Source organism: Flavobacterium galactosidilyticum, from assembly GCF_020911945.1.
Lineage (GTDB): Bacteria > Bacteroidota > Bacteroidia > Flavobacteriales > Flavobacteriaceae > Flavobacterium > Flavobacterium galactosidilyticum.
In genome coordinates this window covers 1271684-1293993 of the sequence record NZ_CP087135.1, presented here as the reverse complement: position 1 = coordinate 1293993, position 22310 = coordinate 1271684, and the positions used below count along the sequence as shown (strand labels likewise).

Below are 22310 nucleotides of genomic sequence, written 5' to 3'. Positions count from 1 at the left end.
ACTACATAAATGCATAGTCTGATTTTTTGAATTCATTTAGTTTTTTAACTAAATCAAGGCCCTTCATTGTAGTTACGGTTGCTTTATTTTTAAAATCTTTCATTGCCATTGTCATCATCAAAGGATTATCAACAGCTTTAAAATAATTTTTCAAAGCATTTGAAATCGACTGCTTTTGTTGTGTTTTAAATAAATCTGAAAATCTCACTTTAACCTCACTCGTGTAATAAAAAACCATTACAAAATCAGCACTTTTAGCTTGAATACTTTTCCAATTAAATCCCATAATGACTTTGCTAGGAATTAGGTATGATCGAAACATCAACTTTATTCTTACCATACAACATGTCCATCAAATTGCCATTTATCGAAGTATTAGAATCCTCATTACGCAAAGCATCTTTCTCAATTGCTTTTGAAAGCGCTTTATCTTGGATTTTTTTTTAGTTAATTTCTTTAAAATTTACGCTTCTGCATTTAGTATAGACTGAAGTAACAACAACACACTAAATACAGTTACTATCTTTTTCATGATTCTAGATTTCAAATTAAATGCACATTTAAAAATTGATTTACAGATAGTTGCAATATTCATTAAAGAAAATCAGAATGAAACTTGGGAACAAAAAAATTTCCAGAACAAACAGAGAAACGTGGCAAGAAATTAAAAATGAACATAGCGTACAACCAAAGTAATTTACATACTTTTGTAACAAATTAGAAAGAATATGTTAGGATTAGATTTAAGAGAGATTATAACCGTAGGAATGGTGCTCTTTGCCGTAATTGATATTATCGGCTCAATACCCATTATCATTGGTCTGAGAGCTAAATTTGGACATATAGAATCAGAAAAAGCTTCTTTAGTATCTGGAGTAATTATGATCACTTTCTTATTTATAGGAGAGGAAATTTTGAAGTTAATAGGCATTGATGTGAATTCATTTGCCGTTGCAGGTTCATTTGTTTTATTCTTTCTTGCACTAGAAATGATTTTAGGAATACGCATTTACCGCGATGAAGAAGCTAGCTCCGCCTCTATTGTCCCTATTGCATTTCCGCTTATCGCTGGCGCGGGAACTATGACAACTTTGCTTTCGTTGCGCTCCCAATTTCATACTGCAAATATCATAATTGCTATTATCCTCAACATCATTATAGTGTACATTGTTTTAAAATCCTCTTCCAAAATTGAAAGAATGTTAGGAAAAAATGGACTTGGAGTAATAAGAAAGACTTTTGGTGTAGTGCTTTTAGCTATAGCTGTTAAATTATTCGCCGCGAATGTTAAAGGTTTGTTTGTCTAACATTTATTTACTTAAATTTACCGAATTATGTTAGAACTTGAAACTAAGTAGATGCTACTTACTTTCATTTTAGGACATAAAATAAACTATCTGTTACTTCTAAAAAATAATGTATTATGAAAATTTTTACTAACGTATTAGTGTTTTTAGCAATCGCTCTAATCCTATTTAATGTTACTTTACTTGATTTCAGAAATCCATTCCAAGGGGATAGTGTTGTTGCTTTTATTGGTATTGCAGCTTCTTTTTGTGCTGTAATGATTCTTTTGATTTTTAAAATATCTAAAAGAATCGAAGAGAAAACTAACGAAAGATAATCTTAATGTTTGATGTTTTAATTATTGGAGGAGGCGTTTCCGGAATGTCATGCTCACTTGTTTTGGGCTCTGCAAATAAGAAACCTTTTGTAACCGATAAAAAAATTGGGATTTTCACCCATCACAAAGCATCTTCACTTCAAGAAGCTCTATTCAACAATGCGTACGGAATTCCTGCTGGAAAACTAGGATCTGATTTATTAAAAGAAAGTACTGAGCAACTTAGCACTACTTATCCGCATATTGCACAAATTCCAAACGAAAAAGTCCTTAAAATAGAAGGGCATTTTCCTGAGTTTACTGTTACTACAAACAAATCAAGTTACAAAACTAGGCTAATTGTTGTTGGGATTGGCGCAGCAAATACATTTGATATCCAAGGTTTGATTCAATATGTAGAACCACACCAAAAATCATTACCTGAAAAACAAAGAATTCAACTCAAAAATAACGACCACAAAGTTGCTGAAGGAATTTACGTCATAGGAACACTCGCAGGCTGGAGAAGCCAATTAGCGATTGCGGCCGGAAGTGGCGCTGCCGTAGCCACAGATATTCTAACATTATGGAATGGTGGTACACAAACTCACTCGCACGACAGCATTCGATAGAATTGAATCAATTTTCAAACTCGAAAACAATTACTTCAAAATAGCTTTGATCATCGCATCGTCTTTCAAGACGATTTCGTAATAGTATTTTTCACCAAATAATTGTCGGGCAAATTCAGCCACTAAATATCGTTTTACTAAAGGTTTATTTTTTCCAAAATTTAAATCTACTCCATTGCCAAAAACGAATTTCTGAAAAGAATTGAAATACACATCAGTTTGATCCATTTTAGCTTTAAACTGCTCAAAAGTTAGGCCTTTAAAAACGCTTCTATCTTTATCCAATTGTTCAAAAGCAAAATTACCAATAATTCCAGACTGCAATAAATAAGCAGTACCTTCATTACCGTGCTCTACCTCGAGAGGAACAAAAACGTCAGGAACAATTCCACCACCACCATATACAATTTTACCCTTTTTAGTTTTGAACTTTACTGTTTTAGCAATCTTAATACTGTCCTTTTCAAACAACTCACCATTATCAAAACGTGCTTCTGCCTCTTTAAAATACGCTTCGCTCCCTTTTGAATAAGGCTTCTGGATAGAACGACCCGTAGGCGTGTAATATCGAGCAATTGTCAAACGAACAGCGGAGCCATCAGCAAAATCCATTTCCCGTTGCACCAATCCTTTTCCAAAAGAACGACGTCCTACAATAGTACCTCTATCGTTATCTTGAACAGCACCAGCTAGGATCTCACTCGCTGACGCGCTATTTTCATTAATTAAAACAAAGACATTGCCTTTTTCAAAAACACCTTTTTCTGTCGCAAAAGTCTTATCAACATTACCATTTTTATTTTTAGTAAAAACAATCAATTGTTTGTTTGGTAATAATTCATCTGCAATTGCAATTGCTTCTTCCATATAACCACCTCCATTGTCGCGCACATCAATAACAAGCGTTTTTGCTCCTTGCTCTTTAAGCTTTATCAAACCAGTCATAAATTCGCTATAAGTAGTTTCTGCAAACCGATTGATTTTGATGTAACCGGTTGTTGCGTCTAAAAGCACTGCGGCATCTACGCTGTTAATCGGAATAACATCGCGCTTAATTATAATCTTCAGCTGCTTTCCTACTGATTTTCTGTAAATGGTAAGTTCAACATTAGAACCTACTGTACCTTTGAGCTTAGTATACAAACTGTCGCTTGGCAATTTTCGTCCGTACAATTTCGTTTTACCCGCATACAGAATACGATCACCAGATTCAATTCCAGCTTTTGCCGAAGGGCCATTAGCAACTGGTTTTATCACCGCAACGGAATCCTTATACATATAAAAATTCACTCCAATGCCCACGAAATTCCCCTTCATACTTTCAGCTACGCGAAGTTGTTCACTTGGTGGCATATAAACGGAATGAGGATCTAATTTTGCGAGAATATTATTGACAGTAAGATCTACAATAGAATCAGTATTCACTTCATCCACGTACTCAGTGTCTATAAAATCGATCAGTTTGTTGAGTTTACTTTTAGAGTTGTTTTTAACTAAATAATCGGCTGTGTTAGGAAAATTCAGCATGCCACCCAATACAACACCCATAGCGAGCGCTGCAAAAATTAGAATGGGTAGGTATTTAGTATTAAATTTCATTTGGAAATCCTATTTATTTTATTTGGAATACACCGGCATTTATTCCCTAAAAAACTAAAGTAAAAGAATAGTTGCTTTTACTCCTCTAATACTGGAATATGCTCAACATCAACTCCTGCCTTTATCAAGAATGCGATTCCAGCATCGTCGCGATATCCACTGTGATACACTACTCTTTTTATCCCAGATTGATGAATCAATTTGCTACATTCCTTACAAGGCGATAAAGTAATATACAAGGTTGCTCCTTCACAAGATTGTGTCGAACGTGCTACTTTCAATATTGCATTTGCCTCAGCGTGCAAAACATCCCAACGAGTTAATCCCTCATCATCCTCGCAACAATTCTCAAAACCTGTTGGAGTTCCGTTATAACCATCGGAGATTATCATACGATCACGTACAATAATAGCACCTACTTGCTTGCGTTTACAGTACGACAAAAGACTCCATTCTTTAGCAATTCTAAGGTATGCTTTATCGTATTTATTTAATTTTTTCTCGTTCATTTTATCTATTCCAGATTTCGCTTTCAACAATCATTGGTATAACCACTCCTATCACAAATGCTGACATTACCAGTGTCCAATCCCTTTTTGAGAATCTAAAAATAGTTTGAACGATATAAGAAAGCACTAATACCACAAAAACCACCACAATCTGTGCCGCTTCAATTCCTAATGCAAATTCACTTAACGGCAGTATTTTAGAACTTGTACTTCCGCCGAGAATTGATTTGAAATAATTTGAAAATCCCAAACCATGAATAATTCCGAAGAAAAGCGTGATAAAAAACACTAGGTTTATACTTTCTTTCTTATTTGATTTTCCCGCCGTAAAAAGATTAAACAATGCCGTTATTAAAATCGTTATTGGTATCAGCAATTCAACAACATTCACTTTTATAGCCACAATTTCAAAAACTGAAAGCATAAGAGCCATCGTATGCCCAATGGTAAATAAAGTTACCAAGAGCACTACTCGCTTCCAGTCTGCAAAAGAGAACGGAACTGCTAGCGCTATTAAAAAAAGAACGTGGTCATAGGCGTGAATATCTAAAACATGTTTTAATCCTATTTGAAAGTAAATCCAAAATTCTGACATAGCAAATAATTAGGTTGATAAAGGGGTTGTAAACTTACGATTAATTTTGAAAATGATTGTTTTGCATGCATAAATAAACTTGACTTAAAAGCGAACTTTTTAGAAAGAAAAAAATTAAAAGATTAAAATCAATAAATTTAAAAATAGATTTATCTTTGTGGGTTAAAAAACAACAACTATGTCATTTTCAGATTTATTTGATAGCGGATTCCAACTAAGGAATAAAGGTCATTTTTCAGCTATTGCTCGTGTGGCACTTACTGATGGAAAAATTTCTGCAGAAGAAAAAACATTTTTAGACAAACTATCAGTTCGCTTAGAAATTTCTCCAGCAGAATATGAGGAGATTTTAGAAAACCCTTTAAAATACCCAATTAACGCTCCCTATTCGCATGAACTTCGACTAGAGCGTTTATTTGACTTGGCTCGTGTAGTTCATGTTGACCATCATTTAGGCGATAAGCAGGAAATACTTCTGAGAAAATTTTGTATAGCATTAGGATTTAATATTGACAACGTAGATTACATTGTTGACAAATCACTGAAACTAGTAGATAAAAAAGTTGACTTAGATACTTTTGTCTTTGAAATGACAAACATGAATCAATAATAGATATAAAAAAAGCTTCTCAATCGAGAAGCTTTTTTTATATAAGTAAAATTTTAGTATTTACTTAATTTAGCCTTCATCATAAACTCCTCTGCTTTTTCAACCATATTATAACTGCCACAAAAGAACGGAACACGTTGATGCAATTCAGTTGGCTCAATTTCCAAAATACTGCTAAAACCATCCGACGCTTTTCCTCCTGCTTGTTCTACAATAAACGCCATAGGATTACATTCGTATAACAAACGTAATTTCCCTTTAGGAGCCTTAGAACTTGTAGGATAAATATAAATCCCTCCTTTGATCATATTTCTATGAATATCTGAAACTAAACTTCCTATATAACGAGAAGTATACGGCCTATCCTCCTCCTCAGTTTGGCAATACTTAATATAATCTTTTACTCCTTGCGGAAAATGCACATAATTACCCTCATTTATAGAATAAATTGGACCATCTTTAGAAAATTTCATATTAGGATGCGATAGATAAAAAGTTCCAATAGCTGGGTTTAAAGTAAATCCATTTACGCCATGTCCAGTAGTGTAAACTAACATGGTAGAAGTGCCATAAATTACATATCCAGCAGCTACTTGGTTAACTCCTGATTGCAAAAAATCCTCTAACATAACCGGCGTACCTATTGGAGTTACCCTTCTGTAAACAGAAAATATTGTTCCTACTGATACGTTAACATCAATATTTGATGATCCATCAAGCGGATCCATTAGCACTACATATTTATTATTATGGCTTTTATCACTACCTTCTACAGTGATGAATTCATCATTTTCTTCGGAAGCAATGCCACAAACAATTTCTCTATTGATTAAAGTTTGAATAAAAACTTCATTGGCGTATACATCTAGCTTCTGTTGATCTTCACCTTGAATATTCTGCTCGCCTGCAGCACCTACTATATCTACTAATCCAGCTTTATTAACCTTATAATTAACCACTTTAGCAGCTAGTCGGATGGAGTTTATAATTCGAGATAATTCACCTGACGAATATAGAAAAGCATTTTGGTTTTCGATGATAAATTCACCTAGTGTTTTGTTGCGTTGTTTCATAGCGAAATCGTTGTAGTTAATTTGAAGTCACAAATATCGTTTTTTTTGTGAAAATGAATTGAATAATATTTACTTAGTTTGCCAGTATTGTATATTTGCTCTGAAAAATGCTAATTTTCGAAATAAAAACTATGGTTTTCACTCATTAAAAACCGATAAAAATTAAGGATTTATGAATATCAGAAAAGGAAATCGGGATGACATGCAGGCTGTATTAGGCCTGATCCAAGAATTAGCTAATTTTGAGAACGAACCAGATGCTGTTCTTGTTACCGTTCATGATTTAGTACGTGACGGTTTTGGCCAAAATCCTTTATTTCAAGTTTTTGTTGCCGAAGTTGAACATGATTTAGACAATGGTGAACGAACTAAAGAAATTGTAGGAATGGCACTGTATTACTACCGTTTTTCTACTTGGAAAGGAAAAACAATCCATCTAGAAGATTTAGTGGTAAAAGAGAAAATGCGCGGAACCGGACTGGGGTATGCTTTGTATTCTGAAATTTTAAAACAAGGCAAAAAAGATAATGTTCGAAGAGTGGAATGGAACGTATTAGACTGGAATACGCCTGCGATCGAATTTTATGAAAAATCTGGAGCCAAAATATTAAAAGACTGGCAAGTAGTTCAAATGGACGAAGCAGGAATCAACTATTTTGTAGAAAATAAATTAAGAAATTAAATAAATTCCAATACTAAATGGAATGTATAATTTGGAATTTAAAATATTGGAGTTTTTAAGATTATGAGAGTATTCAAATTTGGTGGAGCGTCAGTAAAAGATGCTGAAGGGATTAAAAACGTGTATGACGTTTTACAAAAAGTGGGCTACGAAGATGTGTTATTAGTAGTTTCTGCAATGGGAAAAACTACTAATGCTCTTGAAGTAGTTATTAAAAATTATTTTGATAAATCTGCTGAACTTAATTCTTCTGTTCAAGAGGTAAAAAAATACCACAACCAAATCCTCATGGATTTATTTGAGGACGAAAAAAATGAAGTTTTCTCAGCTGTAAATTCACAATTTGCGGATTTAGAATATTTTTTAGCGCACAATAAGTCACCAAATTACAACTTTGTTTATGACCAAATTGTAAGCTACGGAGAATTAATTTCGACTACTATCTTGAGTCATTTCATGAATTTCATGGGGATCAAAACACAATGGTTAGACGTTCGTAATTTTATAAAAACAGACGCTAATTACAGAGATGCAGAAGTAGATTGGGATCTAACTCAGAAAAACATCTCTAAAAACGTAAAAAGAAAAACGCTAAATATTACCCAAGGATTTTTGGGATCTGACGAAAACAATTTCACTACAACTTTAGGTCGTGAAGGTTCTGATTATACAGCTGCTATTTTTGCTTACTGCTTGAATGCTGAGAGTGTTACTATCTGGAAAGACGTTCCAGGAGTAATGAATGCCGATCCAAGATATTTTGAAAATGCGAGCTTGCTGAACCAAATATCCTACAGAGAAGCGATAGAATTAGCTTTCTATGGCGCAACAGTAATTCACCCAAAAACGCTACAACCTTTACAAAAAAAGGAAATTCCTTTATATGTAAAGTCGTTTATCAATCCGTTATTAAAAGGAACCAGCGTTTCTAGAGGAGCAGATTTAGAGCCACATTTACCCTGCTTTATCGTAAAAAGAAACCAACTTTTGATTTCTCTTTCATCGATAGATTTCTCTTTTATAATGGAAGAAAATATAAGTGAAATTTTTGCCTTGTTTCACCAATTCAAACTAAAGGTAAATCTAATTCAGAATTCTGCGATAAGTTTTTCTGTTTGTGTCGAAGATAAATTTGGCAATTTCAAAGAAATGAATGCTATTCTATCTAAAAAATTCAAAGTAGATTATAATGAAAATGTAACATTATACACTATTAGACACTTTGATGAAGCTGCATCTCAAACTGTAGAAAAAAACAAATTAGTTTTATTAAAACAAGTGAGTCGCGAGACGATGCAAGTGGTAACTAAAGAAGTTTAAAAATTGTTATATATTGTTTTGTACTGGGAATCAAAATTTATTTTGGTTCCCTTTTTTTGTATGAAAAAAATCAGAATACAGAACCATTAATTAGTTTAAAAAGCATGAAAAGGTTGACGTGAACCGCGATTAAGGCTTTCGAAAAATAATCAAATTATAAATACTACTTTTGATACTTTGGAGTTAATGTATTTATGTTAAAAAAACTACTTTTTTGGATTATAATCAGTTATTTTTCTGGGCTTCACGCACAGGAAATTAATTCGCTATACAAAACTAAAAAAGTTCGTACTACTCTAGATACGATTTTTATCGAAAAAGAGAGCCTTAACTCAAGTTTTTTCAAACTACTTGATAGTAATGGAAAACCAATAGACACTGTCTTTTACAAAGTAAACTTCAAAAAAGGGACATTACTACTTAAGGAAAATAATTTCTTTGATTCAGATTCTCTTACACTTCAATATTTAAAGTTTCCCCAATTTTTAACTAAAGAATATCGCATTTATGATCCAAGTAGAGTGGTAAGTAATGAAGCTGAAAAAGGGGAATTATATAAAATCGAGGATAAAAATAAAAATAAAAACAAAAACATCCCTTTTGACGGCTTGGATACTTCTGGGAGTATTACGCGTGGCATAACTATAGGAAATAATCAAAACTCGGTTTTAAACTCTAATTTAGATTTACAAATCACAGGTAAAATATCAGACAAACTAAGCTTAAGAGCTTCGATTCAAGACAGCAATATTCCGCTTCAAGATGGAGGCTATTCACAAAAACTAGATCAGTTTGACAATATTTTTATGGAGTTATTTAGCAACGAATGGAATATTCGCGCTGGAGATATTAATCTTGAAAATAAGAAATCACAGTTCTTGATCTTTAATAAAAAAGTCCAAGGATTAGCAACGAATTTCGACTTTGGTACGGAAACAAATAAAACTAATGTATTCGCATCTGCAGCTTTAGTTCGCGGACAGTACGCAAAAAGCACCATTGCAGGACAAGAAGGCAATCAAGGTCCATATAAATTAAAAGGCCAAAACGGAGAATTGTACGTTCTAGTTATTTCGGGCTCGGAGCGAGTTTATGTAAATGGAATTTTATTAAAACGAGGAGAAAATAATGATTATACTATAGATTATAATGCTGGTGAAATTATTTTCACCCCACTTTTTACCATTACTTCTGAAATGCGTATTGCGATAGAATATCAATATTCTGATCGAAATTACAACCGTTTTGTCACATACGCAGGTGCTACTCATGAAAGCAAATCATGGACCTTTGGCGGCTACATATATTCTGAAAATGATCAAAAAAACCAGCCTTTGCAACAAAATCTATCAGCAGAACAAGCGCAAATATTAGTTAATGCAGGAGACAATCAGAAATCAATGGTTGCTCCTTCTGCTTATTCAGATAGCTACTCTGAAAATAAAGTGTTGTATCGTAAAACAATCATTAATGCAGTTGAGGTTTATGAATATTCAAATGACAAACTTGAAGAATTATTCAATGTTAGATTCACTTTAGTAGGTCCAAATAATGGTAATTATATTGTAACTAATTCAGCCACTATCACCCGAGTTTACGAATATATAGCGCCAATAAATGGAATTCCGCAAGGAAATTATGAACCCATAATTCCACTTATAGCGCCTACAAAAATCCAAGTTGCTACTTTATTAGGGAAATATAAGCCCACGGAAAAAACAGCAGTCGATTTTGAAATTGGCATTAGCAACAATGATAAAAACTTATTTTCATCTATAGATGATGGCGACAATAAAGGTTTAGCAGGAAAAATAAATGCCAAACAGCGCTTGTTTTCTAAAAAATGGTCCTTAGATGCGTTTACTAATTATCAATTTATTCAAAGTAACTTTAGATCAGTTGAAAGATTGTATACAATAGAATTTGACCGTGACTGGAATATAGGAACCGCAGGAATAGGTAATCAAAGTTTACTAGTTTCAGGATTAGAACTATATTTGAATCCGAAACCAAATACCTTCGACAAAGGGTTGATGCTGTATCAATTTGAAAAATTAGATTTCTCTGATAATTTTTCCGGTAAGAGATATATTTTGAATGGCCGTTTTCAGTTAAAAAACTGGACTTTTAATACTCAAGGAAGTGTACTAAAAAGTGATGCAAGTACTATGTCGTCTCAATTTATCAGAAACCAATCTCACATTCGTTTCCATTTTGATAAAAACTGGATAGGCTCTAGTCTGAGACTCGAAGACAATCAGGAAAAGAATAAAATAACGAATCAGTTTTCGGCTTTAAGCCAAAAATTTACCGAATACGGATTTTATACTGGTCGAGGTGATAGTACTAAAGTTTTTGTTGAATTAGGATATTTAAGGAGAAATAATGACAGCCTACAAAATGGATTAATCCAAAGAGTAAATACCTCGCAAACATTTCAATTAAAATCTAAATTGATTCAAACTAAAAAAAGTGATTTATCTATTTATGCTAATTACCGAACTTTACATTTTGTGGATCCTTCTAGAAAAAAAGAAGCCTCACTTAATTCAAGAATAATTTACACCGATCGCTTTTTTAATCAGTTAATTCAAAGCACTACAGTTTATGAAACAAACTCGGGAAGCATCCCGCAACAAGAGTTTACTTACTTAGAAGTTCCGGTAGGACAAGGCGTTTACACTTGGAACGACTATAATAACAACGGAATTCAGGAATTACAAGAATTTGAAGTGTCGCCATTCATAGATCAAGCAAAATTCATTCGGGTCTTTTTACCTAATCGAATATATATACGAACGCATCAAAATAAATTTTCACAATCAGTAACATTAAATCCAAATCAATGGCAAAACGAAATAGGATTCAAGAAATTACTATCCTATTTTTACAATCAAACTGCATTTATTATCGATAGAAAAAATCGAAATAACGGCAGTAATTTTGAATTAAATCCTTTCACCGGATCCAATAATGATGTTCTAGGACTAAACGCGAACATAAGAAACAGCTTGTTTTATAATCGTGGAAAACAAAATCACTCAATTACTTATACTTATTTCGAAAATAAGACTAAAAATCTATTATCGATAGGTTCACAGGAAGCTAGAAACAGTTCCCACCAACTACAATATGCACACTTATACCAGAAAAGTTGGCTAGTAAGTTTTTTTGCTAAAACCATCCGTACAGCTATTGACTCAGAGAGTTTTCCCGAAAAAAATTACACGATTACAGGCTATCAATTAGCGCCAAAGATTAGCTATTTATTTTCTAAAAACACCAGCCTAGACCTGTTTTATGAATTACAAAATAAAAATAATCAGATAGGTGTTTTCGAAAAATTAATTCAAAATCGGTTTGGGACTGCTTTCTCTTACGCAAGTGATAAAAAGTTTACGATGAACGGTGAAGTTTCTTTTTACCAAAATAAATTTGACGGAAATGAATATTCATCTGTTGGATTTCAAATGCTGGAAGGATTGCAAACAGGGCAAAATTTAACATGGAAATTACTTTTCCAAAAAAACATTACGCAGTTTTTAGACATCAATTTTACTTATCAAGGAAGAAAAAGCGAAACAAATAAAGCTATTCATACAGGAAACATGCAGTTGAGAGCTTATTTTTAAATTTTTAACATTTTAATTAATAAAATAGTCACTAATTTTATATCTAGTAAGCATTAATAAAATAAAAAAAACACTATGAAAAAACTATTATTATTGAGCTTTGTATTCCTTTTATCTACAAATTTTTACGCACAAGAAACAGCGCTAGAAAAAAAGAAGGCAAAAACAGAAAAAGCTGTAAAAGCTAAGGAAGCGAAAGCTGCAAAAGCAGTAGCTGATGCAAAAGAAAAAACAGCGAAAGCAAAGGCCGATGCTAAAGTGAAAGCAGCTGAAGTAAGATTAGAGAAAGCCGCTAAAGCTAAAGCGGATGTAAACGAAACCACAGCTAAAATTAAAGCAAATGAAGCTAAATTAGCTAAAGAGGCAAAAGCAACTGCAGCTGAAACAAAAGCTAAGGCAGCTGACACAAAAGAAAAGGCAGACAAAACAAAAAGTGAAGTAAAAACTAAAGCCGCTAAGGTGGAGGACAAAGCCGCTAAAGTCGAGAAAAAAACTAATAATATTAAAAAAGAAGTACCATCTACCAAAACTGTTACTAAAAAAGCTGTCACAAAAATCAAAGAGACATCTGAGAAAGCACCAAAAGTAGCCGATAAAATCACCGGAGAATATAACGGTAAAAAAGTGTATACAGGACCTCGAGGGGGAAAATACTACATCAATAAGAACGGAAATAAAACATACATTCAAGACTAATTCTAATTAAAAATAGTTAACAATTGGGGACTTTCTAAACAATCGTCCCCTTTATTTTGAAGTAGAAATAAAAATATCTTTATCGCATTAATGAATATAATTACTAATAAAAAAACAATCTTGATTGCACCATTAAATTGGGGTTTAGGTCATGCAGCTCGATGCATCCCTATAATCAATGCTTTATTAGAACAGCAATACAAACCCATACTAGCAACTGACGGAGCTGCATTAGCACTTTTAAAAAAAGAATTTCCTACTTTGGAGATCTTAGAACTTCCCTCTTACAAAATAGAATACTCCAAAAAAGGAGAAAATCTGAAATGGCAATTATTAAAAAATAGTTTAAAAACCGTTAAAGCCATACAGCAAGAGAAAAAAATCATTAAAAATTGGATCGAAAAATATAATATAAATGGAATTATTTCAGATAATAGACTTGGCGCTTTTAGCAATAAAGTTACATCAGTTTATATAACACATCAATTGAATGTTCTTTCTGGAAATACCGCTTGGTTAACGAGTAAAATACACCAAAATATTATAAAAAAATATACTGAATGTTGGATTCCTGACATGGAAGGCACTCCTAATTTAACTGGCGAACTTGGTCATTTAGAAAAGACTAACTTAAACCTTAAATACATTGGCCCACTAAGTCGGTTGCAAAAAAAGGAAATAGATAAAAAATATGACTTGATGGTTCTTCTCTCTGGACCTGAACCCCAAAGAGGAATTTTAGAAGAAAAATTAAAAATAGAAATTTTAAACTTTTCTGGACAAACAATCTTCATCAAAGGAGTGGTCGAAAAAAATCAAATAAAAGAACAAGTAGATAATGTAACCTATTATAATTTCATGAGCTCAATCGAATTAGAACAAGCTTTTAACGAAAGTGAAATGGTTCTTTGTCGCTCTGGTTATACCACCGTAATGGATCTAGTAAAACTGAGAAAAAAGGCTTTTTTTATTCCAACGCCTGGACAATACGAACAGGAATATTTAGCTGAAAAATATAAAGCGGAAGGTTTAGCTCCTTATGCAATTCAAGATGATTTTACGATGGAGAATATCAAAGAAATTGATAACTATAGAGGACTACCTCAAATTGATTCGGAAATCAACTGGAAATGTTTATTTCAGGTTTTTGAGACCGAATAATAAATTTTTCACAAACCACAGCAACCTTAAGCTCCTTTTACATCTAAAAAAAGTTGATGTTAAACTACCAATTTTTTAATTTTATTCTGGTATTCCTAACCTAAAAGTAAAAAAATGTACCTTTGAAATATCCAATATAAAATTCTAAGAAAATGCAACTTGTCTTCGCCTCCAGCAATAAAAATAAAATCTCCGAAATTCAAAGCATGCTTCCTGAAACTATCCAAATTCTAAGTTTAGAAGCAATTGGTTGTCATGAAGAAATTCCTGAAACCGCTGCTACTATTGAAGGCAATGCAATTTTGAAAGCGAATTATATTAGTAAAAAATATGGATACGATTGTTTTGCTGATGATACTGGGCTTGAAGTGGCAGCTTTGAATGGTGAACCAGGAGTATTCTCCGCAAGATATGCTGGTGAGCAACGCAACTCTGATGACAATATGAATAAATTATTAGACAATTTATCCGATAAAAATAATAGAAAGGCGCAGTTCAAAACAGTTATCGCATTGAATATAAATGGCAAACAAGAATTGTTTACTGGAATTGCCGAAGGAGAAATAACACCTGAAAAAACTGGCACTAAAGGTTTTGGCTACGATCCCATCTTTCAACCATTGGGTTACAAAGAAACTTTTGCGGAATTATCTTTGGAAATAAAAAACGAAATTAGTCATAGAGGAAAAGCGACACAAAAATTGATAAATTTTCTAAAAAAGACGCTATAAATAGTAAAAAACCGTTTTTTTAGATCAAAGTGCGCGATTCCAAATAGTATTTTCGCACAAAATTGCTTAAAGAAAACACCTAAAATCCTAATAAAAAACATAACATTCTGATAATCAAATCACAATAAATCATTAATTCTTAAAATACCATTAGTATATATAAATAATTTAGAGTAATTTTGCACCCTATTTTAAAAATACATATGAATAAATTTGAACAATTAGGATTGAGTGAATCGTTACTGAAGGCGATTTTAGATCTAGGATTTGAAAGTCCGACTGAAGTACAGGAGAAAGCGATTCCCCTATTATTGGAAAAAGATACAGATATGGTTGCGTTGGCTCAGACAGGGACAGGGAAAACGGCAGCTTTTGGTTTTCCAGTTATCCAAAAAATTGATGCTAACAACAGAAACACACAAGCATTAATTTTATCTCCAACACGCGAGCTTTGTTTGCAGATTACCAACGAAATTAAAAACTACTCTAAATACGAAAAAGGTATTAATGTGGTAGCAGTTTACGGTGGAGCTAGCATTACAGACCAAGCGAGAGACATAAAGAGAGGCGCACAAATTATTGTAGCAACTCCAGGAAGAATGCAAGACATGATTAATAGAGGATTGGTTAACATTTCTCAAATTAACTATTGTATTCTTGACGAAGCTGACGAAATGCTGAATATGGGTTTCTACGAAGATATCGTAAACATCCTTTCAACTACGCCAGACGACAAAAACACATGGTTATTCTCTGCAACAATGCCTGCTGAAGTAGCACGTATTGGAAAACAATTTATGACGGATCCAATTGAAATTACAGTTGGAGCTAAAAATTCAGGTTCGTCAACAGTTTCTCACGAATTTTATCTAGTAAATGCACGTGACCGTTACGAAGCATTGAAACGTTTAGCTGATGCTAATCCAGACATTTTCTCAGTAGTTTTTTGTAGAACAAAACGTGATACACAAGCTGTTGCTGAAAAATTAGTTGAAGATGGCTACAGCGCTGCTGCATTGCACGGGGATTTATCTCAAGCGCAACGTGATGGTGTAATGAAATCGTTCCGTGGAAGACAAATCCAGATGCTTGTAGCTACTGATGTTGCAGCACGTGGAATTGATGTTGATAGCATTACTCACGTAGTAAACTACCAGTTACCTGATGAAATCGAAACTTACAACCACCGTTCAGGTCGTACTGGTCGTGCTGGTAAATTAGGAACTTCTATCGTAATTGTCACTAAAAGTGAATTGCGTAAGATCTCTTCTATCGAAAGAATTATCAAACAAAAATTCGAAGAAAAAACAATTCCTTCAGGAATTGAAATCTGCGAAATTCAATTATTACACTTAGCTACTAAAATTAAAGATACAGAAGTTGATCACGAAATTGACAACTACTTACCAGCAATTAATAGCGTTCTTGAAGGTTTATCGAAAGAGGAATTGATCAAGAAAATGGTATCAGTTGAATTCAACCGTTTTATCAACTATTATAAGAAAACTAGAGATATTTCTACTCAATCTGGCGAAAGACGCGAGCGTGATGATAGAGATGGTGCTCCAAGAGAAAACAACAATGGTGGTGCAACAAGATATTTCGTAAACATAGGTTCAAGAGATAACTTCGATTGGATGTCATTAAAAGACTATTTGAAAGAAACATTAGACCTAGGTCGCGATGACGTTTTCAAAGTAGATGTGAAAGAAGGTTTCTCTTTCTTTAACACTGACCCAGAACACACTGATAAAGTAATGGAAGTATTGAACAACGTACAACTAGAAGGACGTCGAATCAATGTTGAAATTTCTAAAAATGACGGTGGCGGAAGACGCGATCATAACGGAAGAAGCTCTGGTGGAAGTTTTGGTGGTGGAAGAAGTTCTGCTCCAAGAAGAGAAGGAAATTTTGCTCCAAGAAGAGAAGGTTCTTCAGGTGGCGGATTCAGAAGTGATAGAAATTCAGCTCCAAGAGAAGGTGGTTTCGGTCCAAGAAGTTCTTCTGCTCCAAGAAGAGAAGGTGGTTTTACATCTGACAGACCTAGAACTGAAGGTTCTTCTGACAGAGCACCTAGACGTTCTGAAAGCTTTGGTGATTCACCAAGACCAAGAAGACCAAGAAGAGACTAACATTCTATGTTAATCTTCTTATAATTATATAAGAGAACTACAAAATATTCAAACTTGATTTATTACTTTTAAAGTTTTAAATTAGCATATGAAATATTTTGTAGTTCTCTTTTTTTTAGTCATTTCTATAACTGCAATTGGGCAAGTTAAAGAACCTTCCCAGAAAGTTAATGGTATCATCATCAGCAATACTACTAAAGAACCTTTGTCTGGAGTTAACATTATCAATGTCAACAAAGTGCGAGGCGCCACTACTGATTTAGGCGGCTACTTTGAACTCGATGTCCAAGTAAATGATACACTTCATATTACCAGTCTAGGATTTCAATCATTACGCGTACGTGTTACGAATGACTGGCTAAAAAATAAAAGTACCAAAATACAACTTACCGAAAAAGCCATTGCACTAGAAGAAGTGGTTATCCGACCTTTCAATCTTACGGGATACCTTGAAGTAGATACTAAAATCATACCGGTTAAAGAAAATTTCAGATACAGTATTTCGGGTTTAACCCAAGGCTACGAAGCTGGAGAATATTCTCCAAATGCCTTTGGAAGAGTCCTTGGATCCATATTCAATCCTGCAGATGTCCTCTATAACTTCTTTGGTAAAAACCCAAAAGAACTCAAGAAGCTAAAAGAGATGAAAAAGGATGACACTGTTAGGAATCTTTTAGAATCTAAGTTTGACAGAGAAATGATCGCTGTTCTTTTAGGAGTTGACAAAAACGAAATAGCTGAAATTCTGCAACGTTGCAACTATTCTGAATCATTTATACAAACAGCAAATGATTTACAAATTATGGATGCTATAAGCGGTTGTTACGAAGAGTATAAAGTTTTAAAGAAAAATTAGAAAGAAACAAAATCTCATTTTTTTTAAAAATTCAACCTATAAAATTCTCAATTACGCTAAGTAGTTGAGAATTTCTATTTCAAAATCATTCTTAAGTCCAAATCAAAAAATATGCTATATATTTACCTACAATAAAACTAATTTTAAATATCTATTATCATGGCAAAGAGTCAAGACGCAAAGAAAACTGCGAAAAAAGAGCCTTTAAAAACAGCAAAGGAAAAGAAAGAAGAAAAAAGAGATAAAAAAAACGCTCCGAAAAGAGACTAATTCCTAATAAAAAAGGCTGTCTAGAGTTTTAATACTCTTAACAGCCTTTTTAATATTTTGAGCTTAATTTATCTCGAATAATTAGGAGCTTCTTTAGTAATAGTCACATTATGAGGGTGACTTTCATTGATTCCACTTACCGTAATACGAACAAAACGACCTGTTTCCTGCAACGTTGGAATATCTTTAGAACCACAATAACCCATACCGGCACGAAGACCACCTATGAATTGTTGCATACTTTCATTCAATTCCCCTTTATAAGGCACACGCCCTACAATTCCTTCCGGAACTAGCTTCTTAACATCATCTTCTACATCTTGAAAATAACGATCTTTTGAACCTTCTTGCATCGCTTCAACAGAACCCATTCCACGGTACGATTTGAATTTTCTTCCTTCAAAAATAATAGTTTCTCCAGGAGATTCCATAGTACCAGCAAGTAATGAACCTAACATTACACAATCAGCACCTGCAGCAATTGCTTTAGGGATATCACCTGTGTAACGAATTCCACCATCAGCAATAACAGGAACACCAGTACCTTTTATAGCCGCAGCTACTTCAAGAACAGCTGAAAACTGAGGAAAACCAACACCAGCAACGATGCGAGTCGTACAAATTGAACCTGGTCCAATTCCTACTTTCACACCATCTGCTCCATTTTCAACTAAATATTTAGCAGCTTCTGGAGTAGCAATATTTCCCACGATAACATCTAGGTCTGGAAATTTAGCTTTTACTGCTTTTAAAACATCTACAACACCTTTTGTATGTCCGTGCGCTGTATCAATAATTACAGCATCAACTCCCGCATTTACTAATGCCGTTGCTCTTTCTACTGCATCAGCAGTAACACCTAAGGCAGCAGCAACTCTTAAACGTCCAAATTTATCTTTATTAGCGTTTGGTTTTTGCGTCAATTTAGTAATATCTCTGAAGGTAATTAAACCAACTAATTCATACTTATTATTTACGACTGGTAATTTTTCGATTTTATGACCTTGCAAAACAATTTCTGCTTCTTCAAGTGAAGTACCTTCAGGAACAGTTATCAAATTTTCAGTAGTCATTACCTCAACAATAGGTCTTCCACCATTTTTTTCGAAACGTAAATCTCTGTTAGTAACAATTCCTTTTAGAATTTTGTTTTCATCCACAATTGGAATACCACCAATACCGAATTCTTTCATCGCATTTTTGGCATCTGCTACGGTAGAAGTTAATGGTAATGTAACAGGATCGATAATCATTCCTGACTCTGCGCGTTTTACTTTTCTAACTTTAGCAGCTTGCTGCTCGATAGTCATATTTTTATGCAAAACACCAATCCCTCCCTCTTGAGCCATGGCAATTGCCATAGCACTTTGAGTAACAGTATCCATAGCTGCAGATACTATAGGAACATTAAGTGTTATATTTCTTGAAAATTTAGATTTGATACTCACTTCGCGTGGAAGCACATTTGAGTAGTTGGGAACTAATAAAACATCATCGTAAGTTAATCCTTCACCGATAATTTTAGAGTTGTGTGCGATCATTGCAATTGTAGTTGGTGTTTAATTGCGTGCAAATATAAACAATCTTAAGGAGAAAAACAGACTTCTTACCGAATAAATAATTAAATTGCAGTTCAAAGTCAATTATTTGACGCCATTTTACGACAACTTTTCCAATAAATATTTCCAATTAATTTATTCAAAATGTTAGAAAATCAGCAAAAATTAAATGGACTTTCAAGCGAAGAAGTAGTGATCGCCAGAAAAGAATTTGGATCGAATACTATAATTCAGGAGAAAAAAAATGTTTTTTGGAATTCAGTATTCGAAATGGTCAAAGAGCCTATGTTCTTGTTATTAGTTACAGCAACCAGCATCTATTTTATTACTGGCGATTATGGAAATGGAATTTTCATGTCTGCCGCTATACTATTAGTATCTGCGATTTCACTTTACCAAGAATCGAAAAGTAGGTCTGCAATAAACGATTTAAAAAAACTTTCACAACCCAAAAGCAAAGTACTTCGCAACGGCGAAACAACAGAAATACCAAGTGAAGAAATTGTTGTTGGAGATTTGATACAAACTGAAGAAGGCACCTTCATTCCTGCTGATGGAATTATTATTCAGTCTAACGATTTTGCAGTTAACGAATCCATTCTCACAGGTGAATCAATGGCTGTTTTTAAAAGCGAAACTACCGATAACAATACCGTTTCTCTTGGAACCATAGTTACAAGTGGCTTAGCAATTTGCAAAGTAACCGCAATTGGAAATAAAACCCAATTAGGGAAAATCGGAAAAAGCCTGGAAGATATTGTCGAAGAAAAAACACCTTTACAAGTCCAGATGGGGAACTTTGTAAAAAAAATGTCTCTTGTAGGTTTAGTCGTTTTTGGATTCGTCTGGGCTATCAATTATTACAATTCAAAAGCTATTCTAGACAGCTTATTAAAAGCGCTGACATTAGCAATGAGCATCATTCCCGAAGAGATTCCAGTTGCTTTCACCACATTTATGGCACTTGGTTCTTGGCGATTAATGAAAATGGGAATTATTGTAAAACAAACTAAAACGGTTGAAACTTTAGGAAGCGCTGATGTAATTTGTACGGACAAAACAGGAACTATTACCGAAAACAGAATGAGTCTGGCGCAATGCTACACTTTGTCAGATGACACTATCAAAGAGAATTATTCCGATGAGAATAGTGTAGAATTACTAACTATTGCCATGTGGGCAAGCGAACCTATTCCTTTTGATGCAATGGAAATAGCACTTCATGATGCTTATTCTAAATTAAAAACAACAGACGAGCGACCAAATTTTAAACTAGTACATGAATACCCATTAGACGGAAAACCACCCATGATGACTCATGTTTTTGAAAATCAAAATGAAAATAGAATTATCGCTGCGAAAGGCGCAACTGAGGCTTTAATTGCTACTTCCAATTTATCAGAAAAAGAAACCCAACAAGTTGTAGCAGCGATGACGAAAATGGCATTAGAAGGTTATCGGGTCTTAGGTGTAGGTATTGCTAAATTTTCTGGAAATGATTATCCTAAAAAACAGCAGGAATTTGATTTTGATTTTAAAGGATTAATTGCATTTTATGATCCTCCAAAAGGGAATATAAAAGCAGTTTTCGAAACATTATACAATGCCGGAATTCAGTTAAAAATAGTTACTGGCGACAATGCAGAAACTACCGCTACAATAGCCAAGCAAATAGGCTTTAGAAATGCAGACAAAACATTGAATGGCGATGAATTAATGGTGATGGATGAATCAACCCTAAGAAAAAGAGTTATGGAAACTGCCATTTTCACTCGAATGTTTCCTGAAGCAAAACTCAAAATTATCAAAGCGTTAAAAGACAATAATCAAATTGTAGCCATGACTGGAGACGGAGTAAATGACGGACCAGCTTTAAAATCAGCTCATATTGGAATTGCCATGGGGAAAAAAGGTACCGAAATTGCTAAACAAGCAGCTAATTTGGTTCTTGTTGACGATGATTTTTCTAAAATGATAGATGCCATCGCCATGGGTAGAAAAATATACAGCAATTTAAAAAAAGCAATACAGTATATTATTTCCATACACATCCCAATCATTCTAATTGTCTTTATACCACTAGCATTAGGATGGGTGTATCCCAATATTTTTTCGCCTGTACACGTTATCTTTTTAGAAATTATCATGGGACCTACTTGTTCTATAATATATGAAAACGAACCGATGGAACGCAATTTAATGTTAGAGAAACCAAGACCAATGACAAATACCTTTTTTAAACTAAAAGAAATTACCATTAGTATTATTCAAGGAATAATTATTACAATCGGCTTATTGTTTGTCTATCAATATTGTGTCGCTACAAATTGCTCTGAAGCTACTACAAGAACCGTGGTTTTTTTGACTCTAATTTCGTCCAATATTTTCCTAACACTCACCAATCGTTCCTTTTATTACTCGATTTTCACCACTTTACGCTACAAGAACAATTTAGTTTTAATGATAATAAGTGTAACAATTATAATGATAGCGTGCTTACTATTTATTCCAGCTTTAGCACGTTTTTTCCAATTCGAAAGCGTTTCTGTTTTCCAAATCGGTTTGAGTATTATTATTGGTTTTGTTTCGGTGTTGTGGATAGAAATTTACAAAACTCTTAAAAGGAGAAAAGTGCATTATGCAAACTAGT

General features: G+C 33.7%; 19 protein-coding genes. 13 read left to right on the top strand and 6 right to left on the bottom strand.

Features of this window, described 5'->3' with window-relative positions:
- Nucleotide 1: 1 nt before the first annotated feature.
- Entirely contained in the window at nt 2-322 is a 321-nt protein-coding gene (locus LNP27_RS05615; protein ID WP_229943622.1) for a hypothetical protein, read from the bottom strand.
- A gap of 406 nt (nt 323-728) precedes the next feature.
- Here LNP27_RS05615 and LNP27_RS05610 point away from each other — a divergent pair, with 406 nt between their 5' ends.
- From LNP27_RS05610 to LNP27_RS05600, 3 genes are all read left to right on the top strand, one after another.
- Nucleotides 729-1307, top strand: coding sequence for a MarC family protein (locus LNP27_RS05610; RefSeq protein ID WP_229943619.1), 579 nt, complete (start codon nt 729-731; stop codon nt 1305-1307).
- 116 nt (nt 1308-1423) lie between these two features.
- Nucleotides 1424-1624 carry a hypothetical protein gene (locus tag LNP27_RS05605; RefSeq protein ID WP_229943618.1) on the top strand — a complete coding sequence of 67 codons (201 nt, stop codon included), beginning with the start codon at nt 1424-1426 and terminating at the stop codon, nt 1622-1624.
- Between the two features lie 5 nt (nt 1625-1629).
- A complete protein-coding gene (locus LNP27_RS05600; RefSeq protein WP_229943617.1) occupies nt 1630-2235 on the top strand; it encodes an FAD-dependent oxidoreductase in 606 nt (201 codons plus the stop codon).
- A gap of 30 nt (nt 2236-2265) precedes the next feature.
- Here LNP27_RS05600 and LNP27_RS05595 read toward each other — a convergent pair whose 3' ends face one another.
- From LNP27_RS05595 to LNP27_RS05585, 3 genes are all read right to left on the bottom strand, one after another.
- Nucleotides 2266-3834 carry a S41 family peptidase gene (locus tag LNP27_RS05595; protein ID WP_229943616.1) on the bottom strand — a complete coding sequence of 523 codons (1569 nt, stop codon included), beginning with the start codon at nt 3832-3834 and terminating at the stop codon, nt 2266-2268.
- A 77-nt stretch (nt 3835-3911) separates the two neighbouring features.
- Nucleotides 3912-4343 (bottom strand): deoxycytidylate deaminase, encoded by a 432-nt coding sequence (locus tag LNP27_RS05590; RefSeq protein WP_229943614.1) that lies wholly within the window; start codon nt 4341-4343, stop codon nt 3912-3914.
- Nucleotide 4344: 1 nt separating this feature from the next.
- Nucleotides 4345-4938: a HupE/UreJ family protein gene (locus LNP27_RS05585; protein WP_229943613.1), complete on the bottom strand. Its 594-nt coding sequence runs from the start codon at nt 4936-4938 to the stop codon at nt 4345-4347.
- Nucleotides 4939-5116: 178 nt separating this feature from the next.
- Between LNP27_RS05585 and LNP27_RS05580 the strand changes: the two genes are divergently transcribed.
- A complete protein-coding gene (locus LNP27_RS05580; RefSeq protein WP_229943612.1) occupies nt 5117-5548 on the top strand; it encodes a tellurite resistance TerB family protein in 432 nt (143 codons plus the stop codon).
- A gap of 53 nt (nt 5549-5601) precedes the next feature.
- On the opposite strand, the gene fbp is transcribed toward LNP27_RS05580, so the two are convergent.
- A complete protein-coding gene (fbp, locus tag LNP27_RS05575) occupies nt 5602-6621 on the bottom strand; it encodes a class 1 fructose-bisphosphatase (protein WP_229943610.1) in 1020 nt (339 codons plus the stop codon).
- A gap of 172 nt (nt 6622-6793) precedes the next feature.
- On the opposite strand from fbp, the gene LNP27_RS05570 reads away from it, so the two are divergent.
- The 8 genes from LNP27_RS05570 to LNP27_RS05535 all read left to right on the top strand — a co-directional run bounded on the left by LNP27_RS05570 (nt 6794) and on the right by LNP27_RS05535 (nt 17831).
- Nucleotides 6794-7303 carry a GNAT family N-acetyltransferase gene (locus LNP27_RS05570; RefSeq protein WP_229943608.1) on the top strand — a complete coding sequence of 170 codons (510 nt, stop codon included), beginning with the start codon at nt 6794-6796 and terminating at the stop codon, nt 7301-7303.
- A gap of 63 nt (nt 7304-7366) precedes the next feature.
- Nucleotides 7367-8623, top strand: coding sequence for an aspartate kinase (locus tag LNP27_RS05565; RefSeq protein ID WP_229943607.1), 1257 nt, complete (start codon nt 7367-7369; stop codon nt 8621-8623).
- 194 nt (nt 8624-8817) lie between these two features.
- Nucleotides 8818-12255, top strand: coding sequence for a hypothetical protein (locus tag LNP27_RS05560; protein ID WP_229943606.1), 3438 nt, complete (start codon nt 8818-8820; stop codon nt 12253-12255).
- A gap of 75 nt (nt 12256-12330) precedes the next feature.
- Entirely contained in the window at nt 12331-12951 is a 621-nt protein-coding gene (locus tag LNP27_RS05555) for a hypothetical protein (protein WP_229943604.1), read from the top strand.
- A 90-nt stretch (nt 12952-13041) separates the two neighbouring features.
- A complete protein-coding gene (locus LNP27_RS05550; protein ID WP_229943603.1) occupies nt 13042-14112 on the top strand; it encodes a glycosyltransferase in 1071 nt (356 codons plus the stop codon).
- A gap of 152 nt (nt 14113-14264) precedes the next feature.
- Nucleotides 14265-14843, top strand: a complete 579-nt coding sequence (locus tag LNP27_RS05545; protein ID WP_229943601.1) for a non-canonical purine NTP diphosphatase — start codon at nt 14265-14267, stop codon at nt 14841-14843.
- A gap of 203 nt (nt 14844-15046) precedes the next feature.
- On the top strand, nt 15047-16975 hold the full coding sequence (locus LNP27_RS05540) for a DEAD/DEAH box helicase (protein ID WP_229943600.1): 1929 nt from the start codon (nt 15047-15049) through the stop codon (nt 16973-16975).
- An 88-nt stretch (nt 16976-17063) separates the two neighbouring features.
- On the top strand, nt 17064-17831 hold the full coding sequence (locus tag LNP27_RS05535) for a carboxypeptidase-like regulatory domain-containing protein (protein WP_229943599.1): 768 nt from the start codon (nt 17064-17066) through the stop codon (nt 17829-17831).
- Between the two features lie 338 nt (nt 17832-18169).
- Here LNP27_RS05535 and guaB read toward each other — a convergent pair whose 3' ends face one another.
- Nucleotides 18170-19642, bottom strand: coding sequence for an IMP dehydrogenase (gene guaB / locus LNP27_RS05530; RefSeq protein ID WP_229943598.1), 1473 nt, complete (start codon nt 19640-19642; stop codon nt 18170-18172).
- A 162-nt stretch (nt 19643-19804) separates the two neighbouring features.
- Here guaB and LNP27_RS05525 point away from each other — a divergent pair, with 162 nt between their 5' ends.
- Nucleotides 19805-22309, top strand: coding sequence for a cation-translocating P-type ATPase (locus LNP27_RS05525; protein ID WP_229943596.1), 2505 nt, complete (start codon nt 19805-19807; stop codon nt 22307-22309).
- Nucleotide 22310: the final 1 nt, after the last annotated feature.